General features: G+C 63.2%; 17 protein-coding genes. 11 read left to right on the top strand and 6 right to left on the bottom strand.

The genetic code is table 11. The annotated features are described in order from the left end of the window. Positions 1 to 45: 45 nt before the first annotated feature. The 4 genes from JWN03_RS04335 to JWN03_RS04320 are packed head-to-tail and all read left to right on the top strand — an operon-like array spanning position 46 to position 4158. Positions 46 to 789 carry a hypothetical protein gene (locus JWN03_RS04335; protein WP_297610009.1) on the top strand — a complete coding sequence of 248 codons (744 nt, stop codon included), beginning with the start codon at positions 46 to 48 and terminating at the stop codon, positions 787 to 789. Further along, positions 786 to 2513 carry an ATP-binding protein gene (locus JWN03_RS04330; RefSeq protein WP_297610006.1) on the top strand — a complete coding sequence of 576 codons (1728 nt, stop codon included), beginning with the start codon at positions 786 to 788 and terminating at the stop codon, positions 2511 to 2513. The genes JWN03_RS04335 and JWN03_RS04330 overlap by 4 nt, the downstream gene beginning before the upstream one ends. Beyond that, positions 2500 to 3552, top strand: coding sequence for a DegT/DnrJ/EryC1/StrS family aminotransferase (locus tag JWN03_RS04325; protein WP_297610003.1), 1053 nt, complete (start codon positions 2500 to 2502; stop codon positions 3550 to 3552). Before JWN03_RS04330 ends, JWN03_RS04325 begins: the two co-directional genes overlap by 14 nt. 21 nt (positions 3553 to 3573) lie before the next feature. Then, positions 3574 to 4158: a hypothetical protein gene (locus JWN03_RS04320; protein ID WP_297610000.1), complete on the top strand. Its 585-nt coding sequence runs from the start codon at positions 3574 to 3576 to the stop codon at positions 4156 to 4158. Between the two features lie 148 nt (positions 4159 to 4306). On the opposite strand, the gene JWN03_RS04315 is transcribed toward JWN03_RS04320, so the two are convergent. Next, positions 4307 to 6862 carry a tetratricopeptide repeat protein gene (locus JWN03_RS04315; RefSeq protein ID WP_297609998.1) on the bottom strand — a complete coding sequence of 852 codons (2556 nt, stop codon included), beginning with the start codon at positions 6860 to 6862 and terminating at the stop codon, positions 4307 to 4309. Between the two features lie 650 nt (positions 6863 to 7512). On the opposite strand from JWN03_RS04315, the gene JWN03_RS04310 reads away from it, so the two are divergent. Both JWN03_RS04310 and JWN03_RS04305 read left to right on the top strand, forming a co-directional pair. After that, positions 7513 to 7797, top strand: coding sequence for a hypothetical protein (locus JWN03_RS04310; RefSeq protein WP_297609996.1), 285 nt, complete (start codon positions 7513 to 7515; stop codon positions 7795 to 7797). A 167-nt stretch (positions 7798 to 7964) separates the two neighbouring features. Then, positions 7965 to 9977 (top strand): hypothetical protein, encoded by a 2013-nt coding sequence (locus JWN03_RS04305; protein ID WP_297609995.1) that lies wholly within the window; start codon positions 7965 to 7967, stop codon positions 9975 to 9977. Here JWN03_RS04305 and JWN03_RS04300 read toward each other — a convergent pair. Beyond that, complete coding sequence (locus tag JWN03_RS04300) at positions 9946 to 11343, bottom strand: hypothetical protein (protein ID WP_297609993.1); 1398 nt, start codon at positions 11341 to 11343, stop codon at positions 9946 to 9948. The genes JWN03_RS04305 and JWN03_RS04300 overlap by 32 nt on opposite strands. A 985-nt stretch (positions 11344 to 12328) precedes the next feature. Between JWN03_RS04300 and JWN03_RS04295 the strand changes: the two genes are divergently transcribed. Then, the gene (locus tag JWN03_RS04295; RefSeq protein ID WP_297609991.1) at positions 12329 to 13048 is read left to right on the top strand and encodes a glycosyltransferase; all 720 of its coding nucleotides are present in this window, start codon (positions 12329 to 12331) and stop codon (positions 13046 to 13048) included. Further along, positions 13018 to 15069, top strand: coding sequence for a hypothetical protein (locus JWN03_RS04290; RefSeq protein WP_297609988.1), 2052 nt, complete (start codon positions 13018 to 13020; stop codon positions 15067 to 15069). The genes JWN03_RS04295 and JWN03_RS04290 overlap by 31 nt, the downstream gene beginning before the upstream one ends. 2 nt (positions 15070 to 15071) lie before the next feature. On the opposite strand, the gene JWN03_RS04285 is transcribed toward JWN03_RS04290, so the two are convergent. Further along, complete coding sequence (locus tag JWN03_RS04285) at positions 15072 to 16235, bottom strand: hypothetical protein (RefSeq protein WP_297609986.1); 1164 nt, start codon at positions 16233 to 16235, stop codon at positions 15072 to 15074. 192 nt (positions 16236 to 16427) lie between these two features. Here JWN03_RS04285 and JWN03_RS04280 point away from each other — a divergent pair, with 192 nt between their 5' ends. Further along, positions 16428 to 16763 carry a hypothetical protein gene (locus tag JWN03_RS04280; RefSeq protein WP_297609983.1) on the top strand — a complete coding sequence of 112 codons (336 nt, stop codon included), beginning with the start codon at positions 16428 to 16430 and terminating at the stop codon, positions 16761 to 16763. A 61-nt stretch (positions 16764 to 16824) separates the two neighbouring features. On the opposite strand, the gene JWN03_RS04275 is transcribed toward JWN03_RS04280, so the two are convergent. After that, positions 16825 to 17688 carry a pentapeptide repeat-containing protein gene (locus JWN03_RS04275; RefSeq protein WP_297609980.1) on the bottom strand — a complete coding sequence of 288 codons (864 nt, stop codon included), beginning with the start codon at positions 17686 to 17688 and terminating at the stop codon, positions 16825 to 16827. A 742-nt stretch (positions 17689 to 18430) separates the two neighbouring features. On the opposite strand from JWN03_RS04275, the gene JWN03_RS04270 reads away from it, so the two are divergent. Together JWN03_RS04270 and JWN03_RS04265 are read left to right on the top strand one after the other, a co-directional pair. Continuing rightward, entirely contained in the window at positions 18431 to 18976 is a 546-nt protein-coding gene (locus tag JWN03_RS04270; RefSeq protein ID WP_297609976.1) for an RNA polymerase sigma factor, read from the top strand. A gap of 20 nt (positions 18977 to 18996) precedes the next feature. Then, positions 18997 to 19791, top strand: a complete 795-nt coding sequence (locus JWN03_RS04265) for a GTP-binding protein (RefSeq protein ID WP_297609974.1) — start codon at positions 18997 to 18999, stop codon at positions 19789 to 19791. Positions 19792 to 19930: 139 nt separating this feature from the next. Here JWN03_RS04265 and JWN03_RS04260 read toward each other — a convergent pair whose 3' ends face one another. Together JWN03_RS04260 and JWN03_RS04255 are read right to left on the bottom strand one after the other, a co-directional pair. Continuing rightward, the gene (locus JWN03_RS04260; RefSeq protein WP_297609971.1) at positions 19931 to 20335 is read right to left on the bottom strand and encodes an RNaseH domain-containing protein; all 405 of its coding nucleotides are present in this window, start codon (positions 20333 to 20335) and stop codon (positions 19931 to 19933) included. 129 nt (positions 20336 to 20464) lie between these two features. Then, on the bottom strand, positions 20465 to 21169 hold the full coding sequence (locus JWN03_RS04255) for a TetR/AcrR family transcriptional regulator C-terminal domain-containing protein (RefSeq protein ID WP_297609968.1): 705 nt from the start codon (positions 21167 to 21169) through the stop codon (positions 20465 to 20467). Between the last annotated feature and the right edge of the window lie 23 nt (positions 21170 to 21192).

Genomic DNA, 21192 nt, shown 5'->3' with positions numbered 1-21192 from the left:
ACCGTCCGACTCAATGCGACACGATCAGCGCAGGTCGCCAAGCAATTGCGCATCGCCCTCGAAGACAGCACCCTTGTGCGTGCCGCCCGTGCCGAACTGCGGGTCACCCCCGAGGATCTCGCCGCCCTGGAGAGCGTGATGTCGGGCTGGAGCCCCGCGTTGACCAGCACCTTGGCAACCCTGTCCCCAGACGAAATCGCCCGAGCCCGGTCCGCAGTCACGCGGGCGGTCACCATCGGCAAACGTCAGAGCCACTCGTCTCGAGCCGAGATCGTCAATCAAGTGGCGGAAGCGAAAGAACAACTTGCCCAGGCCTTGAGCCAGGCGCACCGCCGAATCGACACGGCCAGCGCGGAGTCGACAGCCCAGGCCGTCGTGGCCAGCGGACAGCAACTGGGCTATCGCGTGACGCGGCGGCGCGAGGGCTGCACGACCGCGATCGATATGCGCCGCGACCACGAGATCGTGCTGGCGGTGGTTCGTGGCGGCACGATCGCCTTGGATCATGCCGGCCTCGCTGACGCGACCTGCCTGCGCCGCCACAGCGAGCTGTTCGATGAGATTGGTTCCCGCGGAGTCGAACTAGTGGAAGTTGGCCGCGATGATCATCGTGACGACTCGGGTGGACAGTTGATTCGCGCTGCGGTCGGGGATCATCCCGAGCTGCTCGGCGATCCGGGAGCGTTCGCGTTGTCGGCGGCCCGGCAGATCGAGCACACGTCGCCGCAACCCGAGGCCTGGAACTATACGACCGAAGCTGAACTCGAAGGACCGAGGATTCAAGCGTGACAGCATCATTCGCACTGCGCCGCACCCTTCGCTTCGAGGGCGACCTCGACGATGCACGGGCCGCGCAGACCCAGGTTCTCGTCACCGGCGCGGGAGTCAACGACATCCTGATCGACCGTGATGGGCGTGCGCTGCGCCTGCAGGGTGCCTTTCACAGCTACTGCGTACACCGGGAACTCGGCCTCGTGGTTTACCGGCTCGGCGCCGGAGCCACCACGCTGCCCACACTGCCCGACGGCAGCGCCGTCACGCTGCGGTTGCCGGGCATTGGAGACGGACCGGCGCACTCGATTGCGCAGATTCTGGCCGAACTGCGCACGTGCCCGACTCCGGCGGTGTTCGTGCTCGACTTCGCAGACTCCATTGTTCCTGCAGCCCAGGCACTTTCGCTCGAAGTATCGCTGCTGATCGAGCACCTGCGGGCCGTCACGCAGGAGGTCAGCAGCTGGCAGCGACGGGGCATGCAACTGGTGATCGTCGATCGCGGCGGCGGGATCAGCCCGAGATTGGCCTCGCAACCCGGCATCCGGACGGTACATCTCGGAGCCCCCGATCAGGACGAAAGTACGCTGTTCATCAATAAGTCCGCCAACGCGCAGAATCGAGAGCGGCTGTACCTGCATCCCGATCTCAGCGTCGCAGAGGCCGGCCGACTGACCCGTGGCCTCCTCAATCTCACCGTTCACGAACGCCGCCTGATCAGCTCACCCGAAGCGCCGCTGACCGCCGCGCAAATCACGGAGGTGAAGTCGGCGGCGATCCGCCAACTCAGTCAGGGCACATTGGAATTGATGCCCGATCGGCTGGCGTTCGGTGCGGATGTCGCCGGTCTGCCGAGCGTTCGCCTGCATCTGCACGAAATGCAGCTGATCGGGCAGAAGACCGTCAGGGTACTGCTCAGCGGCCCACCCGGAACCGGAAAGACATTGTGCGCCACCGCAATCGGTGCGCTCCTGCAGGTCCCGGTGGTGCGCTTCGCTTCGGTGCTCAACCAATTCCTCGGGGTTTCGGAGAGCAATATGGACCGTGCCCTGCATGTGCTGCGCGAACTCGCGCCGCTGGTGCTGTTCATCGACGAAGCCGATCAGCGTGGGCTCGGCAACCGCGGGCACTCGACCGAGACGCATGAGACCTATCAGAATCTGCGGGCCATGTTGTTCGAATTCCTCGGCGATACCGGGGCGGACAACGGCATCTCGGTGGTCGCCACGACCAATGTTCCCGCTCGGCTCGACGAAGCCGTGCGCTCCCGGTTCACGGTACTGCCTGTGCTGTTCCCCTCCGGGCCGGAACTAGCGCAGATCATGGCAATTCATGCCCGCCGCAATGGAATTCCCTTGCAGGCAGATCTGAAGGATCAGATGACCGGGTACGTAGCGGACGGCCATGCGCTGTCAGGTCGCTCGGCGCCGAAGGTTTTGACCAAAGCCTGGATTCGAGCGCACTGGGCGCATCGGGACGAGGTGAGCGCAGCCGATGTGGAGGAGGCCCTCGCTGACTACGTCGGGGACGACTGGACGCCGGCTGCCGAATACAGCACGCTCACATCGATATTGGCGGTCGATAACGCGGACGCATGGCCGTGGGTCGCGGCGCAGCGGCTGAATGAGGAGTACGACACTCCGGGCGCGCTGACCACATATCTGCGACCCGACGGGAAGGTCGACACGCTAATGATCAGCGATCGGATCACCGAGCTGGAGAAGACCAGTGTTTACCGCTGACAAGGACGACGACTACACCGCTGCAGCACACCCCGACGAGCGGCTGATCGCGCGCGTGCGTGCCGCCCTCGATCGCTGGAGCACAGACCCGTCCGCGCGAACCCCGACGAGTTCTATCCTGGGCACCGGTGCGATAGCGGCGGTCGAGACCGTTATGTCGGCGCACCACAACGATATTCCAGCGATTTTGCTGCCGTCTGCCAGCTATGCACTTACTGTGGCGATGTCGGCGATCGGTGTCGGCCCCGGGGACGATGTGCTGCTGCCCGTGCTGGATTGGCCGGCCAGCTACGCGGCAGTTCTGCATGCAGGAGCCCGTCCTGTCCCGGTGGCCGTCGACGCCGCCACGCTCACGATCGATCCGGTCGCAGCTATCGAAGCCGTCACACCGCACACGATTGCGATTGTCGCCAGTCATCTGCACGGAGTCTGCGCCGACATCCCTGCCTTGCGTGCGGCTCTACCGGAACTGCAAGTGATCGAAGACTGCGCATCAGCGCTGGGCAGCAGTCTCGACGGTCATCGCGCCGGCACGATGGGTGACGTCGCGGTCTTCAGTTTCGGCCCGGGCAAGCGGATCGATGCGGGGGAAGGCGGCGTCCTTTTGGCATGCGATCGGCGTACCTATCGACGGGCACTGGCCGCGTGCGTCCATCCGCTGCGCGCGAGACTATCGGGCCTCGAGGTGGATCCAGGCGCGATGATCATGCGCCCGCATCCACTTACCGCGATTCTTGCCCGGGACGCGATTGCCCAATGGGATGCGGAAGCAGATGAATTGGTACATCACGAATCGGCCGCGGTGCTTGCCGCCGACCCGGCTCTTATGGTGCTGGGCTATGGCAGTCGCAGAACCAATGCCAGCCCAACGGTTCCCGTGTTGGGGGCGGAAAAGGAACTTTTCGGAGCGGGAAAAACCGGCGCTGTCGTATTACCGGCGGTGCGAGACGGGCATCTGCTCCGCGACCTTGCGCATCGGATACGGCTGGTGCCCGCTGCGTCGTTATCGAATCGAGCTTCGGATTCGATCGGCCACTGAAATATCGATCACGAGCTGGTGATGAATATGAACAATCTGGGCAACGGCGCACCGTTCGAAATGCTCATCCACGCCGGGGAACTGGACAACCTGGCGGGTTGGTCAGTCGAGAACCGCTTCCGTGACGTCCGCGGGGAACTGTTCGGCCTATGGACGGACAACGGTTCAGCCGCAGTGCAATTGGTACTCGGCCCGGGCCGATCGGATCGACGCGAAATCGTGGCACGATACGGATTGGGGTATCTCGGCGTGTGGCATTCGCGCGGCACGTGGGGGACGGCGTTACCGAGCAGCGACGATATCGACACGGCTCGAAGGATTTTCGAAACGACGCTGTTCTCGAAGCTCATCATCTCCAGGGTCACGCTCGCCACGGCCGAGAGCGAGAATTCGCCGGTATCGCCGCTGCGGTTCTCCGGCACCAAGTATCGGACTATCATCGATATCGCGGCCTTTCTCGTCGAACGTGATCGCCCGAACTGCCGGAGTGTCACTGGGTCGTGCTGCCCGACATCAGTCCGCTTGCCGCCGCCCGGAGAGTCGGTGTCGCTGATACCCCATTGCGGGCGCTGCCGAACTGGCGAGTGTCCGGTGCAGACGGTGTGATTACGTTGCCGCGCAATGGAATTGGGTGCTGAGATGGTGAGTGAGATAGCCGGGTAACTACGTCGGCGACCCGTACGGGCTGGCTTGAATTTCGACGGAGGGTCGCTGCTGTAATCTCTTCACCTCGTCCGGGGTGAGCATCTGATCATTACGAGCGCACCTCGGTATCGATTTGGTCGAGTAGCGCTGCGGCGGAATCAGTTTCGACAGCACACAGGCCACGATAGAGAGGAAGCGCTTCGGTCAGGGATGTCCGCGCACAGTCGTGGTGGCCGAAAGATAGCAGGCATCGCGCGATGCCGTGGAGGGCTCGTGCCAACTCGAGGGGCGAGCCAATGCGTGCGGCCAATTGCGCGGCTTGGTCGTAGCTCGACAGCGCCTGCGCGATGTCGCCGAGGGCTTCGGCGTGGGCGGCGATGCGATTGAGCGTCTCGGCTTCTCCGGTGTGGTGTCGGATGGCACGGCAGCTCCCCAATGCTAGGTGCAGCAGCTCGGTAGCGCCCAAGTGGTCATCTTGGCAGTGGCTGACCCAGCCCAGGTTCGCGTGTGCTTCGGCCTCCCCGGTTCGGTTGCCGATGGCTTGATACATCTTCACCGCTTGGCCGATGAGCTGCGCGGCGGCGGCATGCTCGCCCAGGTGACACTGTGCCAACCCCAGGTTGTTCAACGTGGAGGCGACTCCGGAATGGTTGCCGAGTTGTTCATAGAGTGCCTGTGCTTGTTCGAGCAGCTGCGCGGCGCCGAGATAGTCGCCTGTGACCATCTTGACCGCGGCGAAGTTACCGAGAATAAAGGCTTCACCGGAGCGAATGCCGATAGCCCGGTAGAGCTCGCAGACCCGCAGTGACGGAACGTCGATATCGACGTACTCACCCATCAGGTGTGAATTCCATAGTTGGATGATCATCGCGAAAGCCTCGTCGGAGCGGCGTCCCAGGCGGTGGTAGATCGCCTCCGCGGTTAGGACTTGCTCGATCGAGTCGCCGTGGTGGCGCTCGAGGCACAAGATCCAGCCGAGGTTCATGCGGGCAGCGGCTTCACCGGGACCATGCTGGTTGGCGAGATGGATGGCCAACGCTTTCTGCAGATGCTCGGTGGCTGTTGGGTAGTCGCCGATCAGGTGATACGCCCATCCGAGGGTGGTGAGGGCGAATCCTTCTGCCGTGCTCTCACGGGTTTCCCGGATGAGATCCAAGGCCTGCGACAACGCCTCGATGGCGGCCGAGTACTGGCCTGCCAGGAGGCGAGTTCTGCCCAGGCATTGCAGCGCCAGCGCCTTCAGTGCAGGCTCGAGGTACGGGTCCGCGGTGATCTGCTGGTGCAACAGCTTTGCCGCGAGCAGATATCCGTCGGCCAGAAACCCCAGAGGTGCAAGATCTTTGAGCGCCAGGGTCTGCGCATCGGAGTCGTTCATAGTGTGGCGGGCGACGGTGGTGCGTTGGCTGTAGGCGATGCCGATCTGCCACGGACCGTGCAGCCGTAACTCCTCGGCGAGCGCGCCGGTCAGCTCGATCATGCGAACCAGCAGATTCTTCGAGCTGGCATAACTCAGACACGCCAACAAGTTTGGGCGCTCGGCTCGCATCCATGCCAAGGCGGCCACATCGGTCGCAGGCACCCGCGGATACCCGGCGGCCGCCGAAGTGCCGCCCGATGTGTGTTGCGCAGGGCGGGCAGCCCGTCGCGAGGCGCCGATGTAGTAATCGAGAAGCCGCTCGAGTGCGGCGTCGTTGTCCGCGAGCTGATCGCTCTCGGCCAGTGTGCGGGCGAATTCTCGCAGTAGGTCATGGAATCGGTAGCGGCCCGGTGCGAGTTCCTCGAGGAGATGGTCGAGGTAGAGGGCCTCGAGGTGCTCTCGTGCCTCTGGGACCGGTACGCCGGCGAGGGCAGCGGCGGCATACACATCCAGCTCCGGGCCCGGGTGCAGAGCCAGCTGCCGAAACATAGCCTGCCGCGGAGGCGTCAGCGCCTCGTACGAGGTTGCGAACGCGGCGCGCACAGCACGCTGTCCCGCCTCGAGTTCGGTGAGGCGATCGTGAGTGGTGGACAGTGCGGCCGCCAGATCGGTGAGCGTCCACACGGGATGGTGGGCAAGGCGCCCCGCGAGCACCACGATCGCGAGTGGCAGGTATCCGCACAATCGCACGATCTCGGCGACAGCGTCGGCCTGCTCGCCTGCCGGATCCCGGTGCGCCACACTCCAGAACATTTCGATCGCGGCATCGGGAGCGAGACTGTCCAAAGGCATCGGGGTCGCGCCGCGGAGGCCGATGAGCCGGCGGCGGCTGGTCACCAGCACGAGACTGTCCTCGCCGGGCGGCAGCAGTGGTTCGATCTGCGCGTGATCGCCGACATCGTCGAAGACGAGCAGCACGCGCCGCCCGGCCAGGCGATCACGCCACAGATCGCGGCGGCGCTCCAGAGAGTTCGGAATATGGCGGGGATCCACGCCGAGATCGCTGAGCAGTCGCTCGAGGACATGGAAGGGATCGGCCGGGGCGAGTCCTGGTACGTGAGAATTGAATTCGACGAAATAGTGCCCGTCGGGGAATTGGTTGGAAACGAGATGCGCAGCATGGATCACCAGCGCGGTCTTGCCGACCCCGGCCATGCCGTCGATGGCATGGATCGAGACCACTCGCCCGGACACGCAGGCCTGCGCGATTCTCGCTAGTTGTTCGTCGCGGCCTACCAAGGTCTCCACATCGCGAGGCAACGTTCTGATCGCCACTGGCCGCGACACTGAGTCTTGCCCTGTTTGCGACCGACGGATAGGAGTGCCGGCTTCCGCGACCGCCGCTTTCCAGCAGTGCTCCCATGAACGACGGTCGCCCAACTCGGCAGGAACCGAGGTCGCCCCGGCTCTCGCCAGCGTCAAAAGTGTTACCAGCACCGGCAGGAAAGACTCGAACTGACTGGGCAAAGCGCGCCCTGCTCGCCAGTCGCTGATCCGCTGAACGGGAACGATCTTGCCTTGCCCGGGACGTCGCGTAGCCCGCAGCCGATCTGCGGTAACCCTCGACACCTGATCGAGGGTCGGTCTCCCAGCCACATCGAACAATTCAACTAGTTGCTGGGCGAAACGTTGCCGCGCCGAAGTGCTTTCACTGCAATGCGCCGAGTGCATCCCCGCCATGCTCGACAGCATAGGGCACTTCAATGTGCGGACAACACACGTCGCCGCGCACGGAAACGCAGCAACACATGCGGTCCGAAGTGGCACCCAGCGATTTGAAAGTTCCACGGTTGAGGATCATCTCGGGAGACTGCCCCGAGTTCGGTTGACTCAACCGAACCAGGTGCAGTCCCACCTGCACCGCTGTGGCCAGTGACGCGGTCATAGCAAACGCCCGCGTGAATCTGTTCGCGGGCGGAACCACTGAATTCGCTGTTCCCGTACCGGATCTCGAAGCGACTGTGATCCTCAAGGCCTCGCTAGGCGAAAACGGCTCGCAGACAAGGGCATCGTTGATCTGGCTACGCTGTTCGAAATCGTTCATCAGCACCGCCGAGATCCGGACATATCGGCTGGCCGACATCATGCTCAGCGGCGCGCGCTGGGACGCAGTCGCCGCGCTCGCCATCCTCATCTCGAACACCGAGGCCGAACTGGACACTGAGAGCCGCGCGCTGAGCTAGGGCGTCCTTGCGGAATGATTTATGTCGAGCCACATGGCTTGGGGACCCTCCTATGAACGCCTTTCGGCCGATTTCACCCTTCACAAGATCGTATGTGATGCGACGATGGTGTCAGGTCCGATCGCGATCGGATGCGCGGGTGGTCGAGCGGGACACGGGAGGTCTCAATGGTTGTGCCGCACGAGGTTCCGCTGGGACCGCGCGGATTCATCAACCGAGAGCCGGACTTCGACTGGATGACGGACTTCTGGGCTGCCTTCGACGCGGGAGTCTCGCGGATGGCGGTGATCACGGGGTTGCCGGGTGTCGGGAAGACCGCGTTCGTCCGGCGTTGCGTCGAAAGAAGCCGTGCGGCAGGCATGTTCACCGCCGGTGAACTGCACATCGATTTCGGTTCGATACCGGGAGTACAGCTTTCGGTGACGGATGCGCTCGCCTTTTGTCTCGCAGCCCTGGGCGTGTCGCCGGGCGTGATGCCCGCGACGTTACCCGAGCGGGCCAATCGTCTGCGCAGTTTGACCGCGTGCAATCCGGTTCTGATCGTGCTGGAGAATGTGACCGAGGCAGCGCAGGTATTGCCATTCTTGCCGAACAGCCCGGCGAGCGCGCTACTTGTGACCAGTCATCGAGTGCTCAGCGAGCTGGATACCGATGGTGCCGAATTCCGGTATCTGGCGCCGTTTACCGGTGCGGCCGGAGAACACCTGATCGCAGAAATCATCGGTTCTCGCGCCCGAGCCGAGCCCACCGCGGTCGCCGAGCTCGTCCGCCAATGTGCCGGGCTGCCGGTGGCTTTGACGGCGCTCGCCAGCAAGCTCAAGGCCCGTCCGGCCTTGCGGGTCGATGCGGTGGTCGCCGAGATCGTCGCCGATGAGCGCGGATTCGGACCATTTGTATTGACGGGCCGGGATACTGTCACAATGGCCTTCTCGCAGGCGTACGCCGGCCTGGGAGAGGCGGCGGCGCGCTTGTATCGAATGTTCGGACTGTATCCCGGACAGGATCTGACGCTGGACACTGCGGTCGCGCTGGCAGGCACGGACACGCTGAGTGTGAGTATCGCTGTCGATGCCATGCTTTCGGCCGGTGTGCTGGCCGAGGACTCGAACGGGCGGCTATCACTGCACCCGTTGCTGAAACGTCATGCGGCCCAACTCGCTCGGCTGATTGATCCTGAGTCGGAAAGAACTGACGGATTGCGCAGGGTAGCAAGGTATCTGGTCGTCAAAGCGGCGTTCGCCGATCTGGCGGTGCTGGGGCCCGACCGCTACCGATGTACACACGCGTCCGTAACGGCGGGCGAGGAGTCCTCGTTCACGGGGGCCGATGCGGGGCAGCCCGCACTCGATTGGCTCGAGACCGAGCGGGCTAACCTGCTGGCCGTACAGCGTGTTGCCTTCGAGCACGGGTGGCACGACTGGACATGGCAGCTGGCAGAAGCGCTGACTGCACTCTACGTGACCCGGCGCTACTACACCGAATGGACTGTCTCGAGCGAACTCGGTGCTACCGCAGCCCGTCTCGCGCGAAATCCGCGTGCCGAGGCCCGTCTGCGCAGTTTCGCGTCACGGGCGTGGATGGAGACCGGCTGTGCGGACCGGGCGCACGAGGAACTGGTTACCTTGGCATTACCGCTGGCGGAGGCGTCGGGGGATGGCCGATTGCTGGCGTCGGTTTGGGAGTTGATCGGCCGATACCGCGATGTCGCCGATCCGGCCAGGGCAATTGAAGCGTATCGGAAGTCATTGGAGCTGTTCGATATTCATGGCGATGCCCGCGGCAGGGCGTTCGTGATGTTCTTCCTCGGCTGTTCGCAGCACCGCACCGGGGAATTGGCGCAGGCGGAGTCAACGGTCCGGACCGCCGTAACTCATATTCGCCGGATTGGTGACCGGCGGATGGAAGGTCGTGCGCTGTGCGAGCTCGGCCTCATCGCCGACGAGCGTGGATATGATCGGGAGGGCCGATTGGCGGTGGCTGCTGCGATCGACATCCTCTCGGCGAGCGGGTATCAAGTTTACGAGGCGCAGGCCCAGGAGCAGCGCCTGCGATTCGCGCAGCGTGACAACGACGTTCAGGAACAGCGCGAATCGTTGAATCGATTGGTGGATCTGCATACCCGGCTCGGCAGTGCGCGCGCGGCTGAATTCACCGCGCTACTGGACCATCTCGCCGACTGACCTTGAACGACACCGCGATAGCCGTCGCTCCCACGCGGATAGTGACATCCAGGTCGCTGTGGTCCGAAGTGATCAGATAGCAATAGATCGCCGATGCGATCACCTGTCGATATCCAGAGTCGGCGTCGTGGGCACGGGCTTCAACCGCTGTTCCGTTCCGCGAGACGGCGATGCACCCGAATCGAGTGGCCGCGACCGCGATTCGGGCGCCGGGGTAGTGAGCCAGCATCGCCTCCGCCCATACGATTGCCGCAGCGGGATCGTGCAGGAGGTCCGAGGTAATGACGGCCGCACGTTCGAGGATGCGTGGATCGCGCTCGGATTCGGCGGCAACCACGTGGAAGTCCCCATACTCGCTGTGATCGCGATGGTGCCATACAGCCGCTGGAACACGCTCGATCGACAATGTGGCGTCACGGATCTCGGCGGTACCCGCCACAAAGGCGGTGATGGCACGAACTCGTATGTCCGGCACGGGAATACGGGAGAGTGAGCTGCTTCGGTTCAGTGGTGTGATGCCGAGCCGTCCGTAGATCAAACGTTGGACGTTCAGGCCCGCGTCGCCGTGATGACCGAAGACACGATCGGTGATGTGCTCGTATTGTCCCGGCATATGGCGTTTCCGAGCATCGTCGACTTGCTGGCGCAGATCGCCATCTGGACAGAGGAACTCGGCGGCGGCGGTGAGCGCGTCGATGGGTGTGCCCGCGACGGTTTCGACCGTGGAACCGGCCAGTAGCAGCGGAATGTCCAGGCCCGCCGTGAACAGTGCGAGTGACCCATGGTCGGAGATCACCTGATCGGCGGCGATAAGCGCTGCGTGCCAACCTGATTCGGGGCCAACCAGCACAAGACCGGCATTGAGCGCCTCCGACAACCATGATTCGATCTGGAACCTGCCGTAGTAGGTCCAGATATTCGGATGCAGCACTACCGCAACCTGATACGAGTCGGCGGGCAGGGCCGCGAGTAGTCGCGCAGGCAAGCTGGGCCATCGCCCGATCACCGAATCCCGGCCCCAGGTGGACGCCACGACGACCAGCGTTCGATCACCCGTGCCGAAGGCATCCCGATAACGGGTGCGCAGATCACGACTTGCCCGCAGCCGATCGAAGGTGGGATCGCCGACGATCGCGGTGCGCGCCGCGATGGCCGGGATGAGGTCCGAGAGTTGTGCGCGTTGTTCGGGGTGCGACAGCGTGATGGTCACAGCCCCGGCCTGAATGACCTTCGCCGGCGGTAGTCCGGCGAGCCGGAGCCGTGATCCGGTCTTGCGTGGCACCATCTTGTTGAAGCCGAGCCCATGTGGCAGCAGGATGGTGTGCGTTCGAATCGCGGAGAAGTCGATATTCTCACTGGCTGACAAAGCTAATTGATAAGGGAAAGTTCCCTTTTCGATCCTGCTCCACTCTACGATCCGCACACCGGAGTCTCGGAGAAATTCGGCAACCCCGCCGCTGAATGCCGAAGTACCGTCGATAGTGAACACCAGGCGAATGCGAAAATCGTCGCGGAACCACTCCGCGGCTTCAAGTAGACGATTGGTCGATGTCAGAGTGCGTGCGACCACGAGAACGGTATATCGGTTCTCGCCGAACGTCCCCCACTCTGGATTCTCGCTACGGCTCAGAAATTTCCATGTGCGACCGAACCCGGCCTTCACGATGCGACTCGCTGAACTCGCTTAGGGTCTCGCGGTCTCGCGGTCTCGCGGTCTCGCGGTCTCGCGGTCAATTCTGATTGTATATTTGAATGCGTTGTGACATCAGCGATTAGAGAACTTCGTGCAGTTCTCGTTCTGCGTACTTTCACTTTGGTGGATCCATTTTCACTCTGAGCAATCGGCAGGGCGGGGCATCGATGGGCAGCGACGACTCGATCGGTGGCCGCCCCGTGCCGGCTTGCCCGAAGCGATGAACGCTTGAACACTAGGCGATAACGGGCACGTGCTCAACCGAGCCTGCCGCGCTGAACAACGGAGGGGGCGTTCATTGAAATTCATATTCTTGCCCTACTCGGCTACCGGGCATGTGCTGCCGATGATGAAAGTGGCCGGCGAATTGGTTCGCAACGGCGCTGAAGTTCAGGTTATCGCAGGTGAATCGTTCAGATCCGATGTCGAAACGGCGGGTGCACGGCTGACCGCACCGGCTGTCGAACACGCTGTGCGTGTACCGCCGGGACGCTCGCCGCGGGAATTGTCAGAGCGTGCGCGGTTGTGGCGGGACCGACAGCAAGCATGGCGGGCGACCAAGGATAGCCTTGCCGCCGAATTGCTTCTAGATTCGGGTGCGGTGTGTGTGCTCGACCCGCACGTGTCCTGGGCGGTTGGCTTCGTCCATAGCCTTGCCGTGCCCGCGATTCCGTTCTGGACGACCCATACTCGCAGGCCGGGGCGGTGGGGTCCGGCCTTGGTCAATCTGCTACCGGACCTGCTCCCCGCCCCGCTGCCACGAGCACCCGGGGTGCACTTGGTCGGACCGCTGACCGGTGATCTGTCGCGGGCGGGTTCGGCCTGCGACTGGCGCGGCGGGGCCGAACGCATGATTGTGGCGTCTCCGGGAACCGTCTTCGAAAGGCGCGCACGGTTCTTTCGAAAGATCATCGACGACTTCGCCGCACATCCGAACTGGACGGTTGTGCTCGCCTCCCCCCGGGTGGATCCAGCCGAACTTGGCGAAATTCCGTGCAATATTCATGTCCGACAATGGATTCCGCAGACCGCGCTGTTACGGTTGGCGGACGTATTCGTCACCCACTGCGGTATCAACTCGGTTCACGAGGCGATCACGGCGGGCGTGCCGATGTTCCTGGCTCCCCGGTCGCCGGAGCAGCGCCGGACGGCACATAGGCTGCGGCAGTTGGGGATTGGAGTGCCACTACCGCGCGCTGGGCTGGCGGAGGCCGCCGAGGCGCTGAGCAGTGATCAAGCGGTACGGAGTCGACTCGATCATTTGCGTGAGCGCGCGCTGGCCGCGCGCGGTGCGGAGCGGGCGGCTGAGGTTCTGCTCGATCTGGCGGATCGAGCGTATGGCTCGAGTTGCGCACCGTTTTCGTTCGGAACTCGCTAAGGTCCGGTACGGGAGATCCAGGAGGAGGGAACGCCGTGGACCGTTACCGATCACTTCCGTTGAAACCATTGTGCGTCAACCGTTTCGCGGAACTCGAGCTGGCGCGCAATGTGCGTGCCACCGCCGAGCTGAACCGCGGGCCGCTCTTGCTCGCGATTACCGGAGCAGCCGGGGTGGGGAAGAGGGTGCTGGCGCGCACCGTGGCCTACGAGCTCAAGGTGCATTACGGGAAGGTGGCCTACTACAGCGCGGGTGAGGCCGGAACGCTTCTCGTGGAGGGCCCCGACGAGATTGCCGAAAAACTGCTGGTGCAGTTGGGGATCCCGTGGCAGGAGCTGCCGCCGCCACCCCTTCGCTGCGTTGTGCTGCGAGCACTGATAGAGCAGCATCAGCCACTGATCGTGCTCGAGGGTATCGAATCGGCGGGGCAGGTACTGCCTTTGCTCGGCGACCTCCGCGCCGCGGCAGTCGTGGTAACGGGTCGGCGGCCGCTGGACGCACTGCGCGTCGCTGAATTCGTGTCGATGCCACTGCGCGGCTTCGAGAACGACGCGGGTGTCGAATTGATTCGAGCGCTCGCGGGACACTCTGCGGCGCAGGTTGATTCGTCGGTGCTGGCGCGTTTGGTATCGGTGTGCGGCGGTATGCCGCAACTACTTGCGGCCGCCGCAATGCGGATCGTGGACGATGCCGATTCTGCCGCGCAGTTCGTGACCGAGCTGGAAGAGACCGGCGTGATCGATGACTTGGCACGTGAGCTGAGCCTGGACGAGCAGCCGGTCGCCATCGCGATCTGCGACGCCGTCTACGGCGGACTCGCGCCCGAGGACGCGCGAGCGTATCGGCTGCTGAGTTTATTGCCCTGCGCGGCATTCGATGTGGAGTCTGCGGCCGCCTTGCTGGACCGAACCTCGGCTATGACCAAGCGACAATTGCGGTTGCTGGTCGACAGGTCCATGCTGCGTCGTTACGACGCGCGGTTCGTGGAGTTCCCGCACGTGATGCGGTTACATGCGCGTGCACTGCACGCGGTGGTCGATACCGCCGCTGATCGGCGCATGGCGGAATTCCGAATCATCCACTGGTGCACCGAGCGTGCGATTTCCCTGTCGAAGTCGCTGTCGGACCGGCCGATTCTCGCTGGTATAACAGCGTCGCTATTCGGGGCTATCGAGCCGCGCTACGCGGGTGCGGAAGCTGTCGAGCGAGCATCCGCCGAATTCGCCGCACGCTGGTCGATATTCGTGGCGGCTCTACAGTCGGCGTTGATTACCGGTAGATGCTCGGACGCAGCCGCTTTGGCAATCGCGCTCTGGCCTTTCGCGTACCAGACTTCGCGGGTAGCGGAACTGATCGACGCGCTCACCGCGCTGGTTGACCTGCCTGAATCATCGGATCCGGTGGCAGCGCCGGGCGATCTCATGACTCGCTGGCAGTTGCTGCGCGACCTGGCGGGCCTGCATGAGCGGATAGGCGAAACCGACGGCGCGATGAAGTACCTGGATCGCGCGGCCGCCCTCGGCTGCGGGCCAGGTATCGCCAGCCAACTCGAGTGGCGCGCGCTCGCGGAGGAGGGGGCGGGGAATGTCGATGCCGCGCTCGTGACTCTCGGGCACGCATGGGCAGCTGTACCGCTCATGGGCGATCCCGTGCACGAGGAACGGGCATATCACCTAATTCGAATGCACCGCTGCCGAATCGGGGTCAAGACAGCGCACTTCGATGCGGCGGAACCGGAGCTGACCACCGCGGAATCATTCTTCCGTGGCCGAGGTGAACTCGATGCCTGTAATGCGGCGCTGTGTCGTGCCCTCCGTGGCGATATCGCGGACCACCACGAGCGCTACGCCGAGGCCGAGGTGCTGTGGGCGGAAGCTCTCGATGTCATGTTGCGGTATGGCAAGACCGCCGAATCCCTCTCGCTGCATGAGAAACTGCTGCAGCTGGCGGATCGGCAGGGCCGGTTCGAGGATGCCGAATCGCATCGAGATGCGTTGCATCGCTTACGTGGAACCGAATGAACTCACTCGTCGGCTTCGATGAGAATCCGGAACCGGTCGCGGCCGAGCCGGACTGCAATCGCCGCAGGTGTCGTTCCCGCGCATATGATCGCATAGAGGGCCGATGCCGCCGCGTTGCCCGGGCATCCCGCACAGTCGACCTGGAACCGGCGTCCGTCGCGATGCAGCGCCATCAGGTGCGTATCGGACAGGAGGGCGACGAGTTCGCACAATGGATTGGCCTGCAACAGCGATCGTAACCAGCCCAGAGCGTCCGGGCCGGCATCCATGCGGTCCGCGACAAGGACACGGGCGTGGGAACGGAGCGTGCGTACCGGATAGTCGGCGTGGCAGCACACATGACTGTCACTGTTCGTATCGGTGAACCGGCGCATTTCCGCAGGACGTCGCTCGATATCAACCCCGGCGCATCCCGCTATCGGGGTCACGAGCACATCGTCCGCGAAAGAGCCAGTCGGACTGATCGTTTCGGGTTGCGGTATGAGCGCCGCAATGGCCGCAAGGGGCGGGACCGGCAGTGCGAGCAGATCGTAGAACAGCTTCCTCAGCAGTTCGAGTGATCGTCCGGGTTCGGAGGTGGCTAAGCCCGCAATCCGATCCGCTGCGGAGAATTCCGCTCCTCGCATGGCATCGACTATCGGGCGATACGGACCATGCGCGGGAAGCCGGGGAGCAGCATCTCCGAGTTCGGAGATGGCTGTGCCGGGCGGGGTGTCGGTGAATGCCGCCAGCACAGTCGGCCGGCCGATCGCCGCGCCATAGCCGGTGACCGCACCATGATCGCCGATCAGTACATCGGCGGCAATGAGACCTGCTCGCCAGCCGTCGATTTCGTCGAGCATGATGAGCCCGGAGCGGAGGCAATCGGCATACCAGTGCGCGATCAATCCGGGGCCGTGGTGATGGCGGATGTTCGGATGGAGGACGGCCGCGACCGCGTAGGAGTCGCGGGGGAGTTCGGCGAGCAGTTCGCGCAATAACTCGAACCGGCTTCCGAGCGCCGATTGATCCGACCAGGTGGACGAGACGACGACGAGGGTACGGTCACCGATGCCGAGAGCGTGTCGGTAGCGTTCGCGGAACGGCAGACTGGCCGTGATCCTGTCGAGGCAAGGGTCGCCGGCGATATAGGCGGAGGAAGCGGCGGCGGGTGCGGCAGTTGTCAACCGCGCCAATTGAGATGGATGGGAGAGCACGAGAGAGCGCGCGAACGGAGCACCGTCCCGGAGTGTCCATTCGGGCGAGAGACCGAAAATGCTCCTGGCTCCTGGCTCCTGGCTCCTGGCTCCTGGCTCCTGGGGAGAGTATTTAGTGTATCCGATTCCATGCGATATGAGCACCAAAGGCGTTGTCAGCTCATGGATTCCATCGTGATGGCTGGCCGCGATCGCCAAATCGAATGTCGCAGTTTTCGCGGTCTCCCAGGGCAGCACTCGCAGGCCGAGGGTCGCGAGCATGGCGTCGATGCCGTGCCGGAATGGCTCGTCCGGTGTGGCGGCGCAAACCAGGTCGATGCGGGAATCGCTGTCGAAGGCGGGGAGAATGTCGAGCAGCCGGCTGAATGTGGTGATGTTGTGCGCGACAAGCAGGACTGTTCGCTCGGTGGAATGGGTTTGCCACGCGATGTCATTCGTATGGCTGGGCGTCACTGCGACCGGCCACGTGTGAATCGTGTAGACATGGTTTCTCTTTAGCATGGTCCCGGGCGGATGACCAATTGGAGTGATCTGTGCGGGGTTCGTCCGGGCGTCGAGGTCAGTTGCGGGGTTCGGGTAGTTGGGTATCCGAATCTGTTTTTGCGCTGTCGATTTGGGCACTGGTGAGTCCGATCGTCGCCCGCAGGTCTACGCCTCGCAGGTCCGCCCCGTTCAGCGCAGCGCCCGTGAAATCGGCGCCGTCGACACGACTTCCGGTCAGGATTGCACCGACCATCCGGCTCCTGGTCAAGCGTGCACCGTGGAGATCGGCCCCTGCGAGGTCGGCATTGGTGAGAACGGCTTGATCGAGGTCGGCGCCGACCAGCATGATGCCGCGCAGTGTTGCTCCGGCGAAATCGACCCGGGCGAGCAGCGCACCAGGCAATTCCACATCCGGCCAAGGGGCACCTGGCAGGCGGACACTGCGCAGGTTCAGCGCCCGATCTTCCGGCAAGTGCGGCGCTTCCTGGAGAGCTGTGAGGATCGCGGAGATATCGCTCGGTTGTTCCTGACCGGGCTCGAGGCGTTCGGCGGATGTTGTTCGATGCCGGAGGATATCGGCGAAGGTGGCCCGTACCCGGTCGCGATCCTGTGCCGAGTACGCCATCATGCGGGCGAGTGCGCGCACTCCGCCTGCTCTGATTACCGGGTCGGGTGAGCCGAGGTTGGCGATGGCCGCGTTGAAGATGTCGGTGCGCTGCTTCTCGCGATCGAGGTAGTACTTGGTGATTCCGAATAGTGCTGTGGCGGAGGCGATTACGAATCCGAGCAGGGTGGTTAGCTGGCCGCGAAAGGCATCGGCGTCCTTGGGGTCATGGAGCAACCAGATCGGAACCTTGAAATAGAGCCAGAACAAGCCGGTCAGTCCCGCGCCTATTCCGCCCCAACCGAGCCACCGCCGCATCCCCCTCATATCTCTCATTGCATCAGAATTCTTGCCGGATAGGAACTCTCGTGCGTATCGCCGTTGGTAAGTGTTCTCGGCGGCGACGAGGCGGCGTCGGATGAATCTCAACCGTGAAGGGGTGACCTATCACGGTCGGCCTGCCCATCACCCAGGAGCGCGCGGTGATGTATGACGGCTACCGCCAATGTCGACGTATGTCGATCAGGTCGGTCAACGGCATCCTTCCGGCGATCGTCGAGGCTGGTGCGGAGCGGTCGAGTTGTGCGAGCTGGGGAGGGGTATCCATGCTCGAGGGGGCGGCGGATCGTCGAGGCTGATCCTCTGGGCGGTCTCGGCGCCTCGTAAGTAGGGGAGATCCGGGGAACGCCCCGATCTGGACGTGTCAGGTCGGTACCGCCGAGTGATGAACCCTGCGTTCGGGTTTGTCGGAGACGGTGGTAGGACACACGAGATTGTGGCTGGCGTGGCGTCGGTGTGTCGTAGAAATTTTCGATGGTCGAGGTGCACGCTGGTGGCCGAAATCGGCTCTAACCTCTTGTGAGCGAGATACTGTTCGGACCAGTTGCCGGTCTTTCGGGAAATGCGTTGTCAGCGCTTGTCTTATGGTTATGGCTACGGTGGAAAGTGCTCCAGCAGAGGGGTCACCGTGAGCACGTTGTCCTGCTTACGAGGGATCTGCCCGAAGGTAGCCTCGTTGACTGCCGGGATGGTCTCGGCGGTATCCATACAACCGTGGCGGTTGGTATGTGGGGGCATCGTGGACGAGCCTGACAGGATAACAGCCGATCTCCGGTTGCCCGAGAGACTGATCGCAGCACCGGTGTGGCAAGAGGAGTTTATCGAATTCTACCGAAAATCGGTTCCGCGACTGGTTGGATTCTTGATCCTTCAGGGTGCACGGCGAGCCGACGCAGCTGAGATCGTGCAGGAAACGATGACCAAGGCTTGGAATTCATGGTCCACAATCAACTTGCCCATGGCGTGGGCGCGCAAAACGGCTAGCCGCGTGTGGCTGCGACGGATTGCCTCCCTGGAGGAAGACTTGATCGGCGAGTTCCCAGAGAACTCGGCGTTGTGCTCGCGGACCTCGGATATCGATGAGTGGATTGCGCGGGACCACTATTACCGGGTAGTGAGTGGCTTGCCGCCGCGCCAGCGGCAGGTGATGGTGTGGGCTATGGAAGGCTGTGCGGCGGCTGAGATCGCAGAGTTGTTGCAGATCAGTCAGGCCACGGTCCGCTCGCATCTGCGAAAAGCTAGGCGCACCATCGCGATTAAGCTAGAAGAGGGCGGGCGACTGTGAACGATTCCTGCTCTGACTCCATGGCAGTCGACCGATGGCTCACCCGGCGCAGTGAGGATTTTTTGCGCGGCATTGGCGGGGCGCTCGATCTTGGGGCCGGCTTGCGGGAGCTGAGCCTCCCAGCCCGTCACGTCAGTTTCATCGACGGGCTAAGAGCTCGACTCGATGTCGAAGCTGGGCTGGCGGCAATACTGCCCTCGAATGACAGTGCGCAAGTGTGCTCTGCACTTCCGCGGCCCTTTTCTTGCTCAGTTAGAGCCAAGATACTAATCTCTGGCGGATCGGGGGTCGGCAAGACCGCTATGGTCAAGACCGTCTCCGACTATACTGCCGATTTCGATTGCATAGTCAAAAATGGTATCGACGGAACCGAAGCGCTTCGGTTCGATCTCGGTCACATCCGCTTTGCAAATGATTTGGCTCTGCATATTTTCGGTGTCCCGGGAGTTTACAATCGATGGTTTCTGTGGGACGAGATCCTCAGGGGTGCTATTGGTGCCATTGTCCTGCTCGACCTCGGCAACCTTCGGGAAAGTTTCCCTGCTATAGACTATTACGAAGCAAGGAATTTGCCATTTGTCTTGATAGTCAATCAGTTCGGCGACAGTCTGAATTGCTCGGTCGCTGAGCTCAGGCAGGCCACAGCTGTTGCCGAAGAGGTTCCGATTCTGTTCATGGATGTGCGTCAGTTCGACTCTGCAAGGCGGGCGCTCGTGGTTCTTGCCGAATATGCGAACCAGTGCATTCTCGGAGATATGGAGGAACAAGATTTGGCCGAGCGGGTGCTGGTGTCGCTGCTACGCAGCGAGGTCTAGAGTTCAGCGGTCCGCACTGTATGTGCGTGTGGCCCGCGTGTGCCGAATTGGCTGCCCGTGATCGTGCTGAGGCTGCGGAGTGCTCCGAGTTCGTCTGCTGTCCATTCGGCTTGGTCCAGGATGGTGAGTTCGGTGCAGGTTAGTGCTGGCCACGGCGCGGCGAGTTCGCCGTCATCGTCAACGACGTCGAAGCGCGTTTGGGACTGCCGCCGGCGCGTACCTGATTGTTGAACGCTTTGTCGCTTCGCGACTGATTGATGAGGTAGTAGGCGTCGTGTCGCGCTCCCAGCAGCTTGTGGAGCTTTGTGCTGATTCCTACGGCAGGCCTATCGGAAGTTGTTGTGAAAGTGGGGCGTACGGGCTGGAACAGCTCGCTGTCGTCGTTGGTGATGACCCGGACGAGAGCGATCTGATGGTCGTCGGCGTTGACGAGGCCTAAGTGCGCATCGGGTTCGTCGAGCCCGAGATTTCGGTTGGCCAGTCCGGGCCAGAGGCTGCGGCAGCCGACGCCATTGGCGTAAAGCAGGTGGGCAGTCGTGGCCAAACTGGGTTTACATGCCCGAGGTCGGGGGTTCGATCCCCTCTGCGCCCACCATCAACCGGCAGGTACAGCATGTATCTGCCGGTTTTTCATGCCCCACATGCCATTTCGTGGGGCAAACGCACTGACCGGTCAGTGAGCCAGGCGGGCTGCGAGGCCGTCGAGGACGCAGTTCAGGCCGAAGGCGAACTCGGTGTCGGGGTCGAGGTCCTCGGCTTCGAGGACTCGGCGGGCGAGCATTGGGTGTTTGCCGGCTGCGATGACCTCGGTGATGTAGGGGCCGACGCTGTGCTGCCACTGTTCCTCGGTCAGGCCGGTGCGCTGCTCTGCGCGGCGAGAGGACTGTTGGGCGGCGACCGAACCCAGCACGTATGCGTGCACGGCGGTGAGCGCCCGTGCGGCTTGGGTGATGTCGGGTGTGAGTGCGACGGCGGCTCGGAGCGCGGACTCGGAGCGCCGCAACGAGTTCGGGCCGAGGGCGGGTCTTCCTGTCAGTTCACCTGCCAGCCAAGGGTGGCGCAGCAGCGTTGTGCGCATTCCGTGCGCGACGGCTCCCAGGTCGGTACGCCAGTCCGCGGTGGATTCGGGTAGCGGATCCTCGCCCTGTGCCGCGTCGATCATCAGGTCGACGAGCTCGTCGCGGTTGGTGATGTACCGGTAGAGCGAGGCGGTTCCGGAGCCGAGATCGCCTGCGACCCTTCGCATCGACACCGCTGCCAATCCCTCCGCGTCGGCAACGGCCAGTGCGGCGGCCACGTACTGGTCCACCCCGGGAGCGCGTCGACGCGGTTCGGGGCGCGGCCGTGTCCACACCGATGAGGCAATGGGTTCGGTCATCGGGGCGGTTCCTTTCCTCGTTG

The sequence above is a fragment of the Nocardia sp. genome (assembly GCF_025465275.1).
Classification (GTDB): Bacteria; Actinomycetota; Actinomycetes; order Mycobacteriales; family Mycobacteriaceae; genus Nocardia.
This window is presented reverse-complemented; position numbering and strand designations above follow the sequence as displayed.

Coding starts and splice junctions, on each gene's coding strand:
- JWN03_RS04320 (WP_297610000.1), top strand. CDS start 3,574: ATGAATATGAACAATCTGGGCAACGGCGCACCGTTCGAAATGCTCATC.
- JWN03_RS04305 (WP_297609995.1), top strand. CDS start 7,965: ATGGTTGTGCCGCACGAGGTTCCGCTGGGACCGCGCGGATTCATCAAC.
- JWN03_RS04280 (WP_297609983.1), top strand. CDS start 16,428: ATGGATTCCATCGTGATGGCTGGCCGCGATCGCCAAATCGAATGTCGC.
- JWN03_RS04275 (WP_297609980.1), bottom strand. CDS start 17,688: ATGAGAGATATGAGGGGGATGCGGCGGTGGCTCGGTTGGGGCGGAATA.
- JWN03_RS04265 (WP_297609974.1), top strand. CDS start 18,997: ATGGCAGTCGACCGATGGCTCACCCGGCGCAGTGAGGATTTTTTGCGC.
- JWN03_RS04255 (WP_297609968.1), bottom strand. CDS start 21,169: ATGACCGAACCCATTGCCTCATCGGTGTGGACACGGCCGCGCCCCGAA.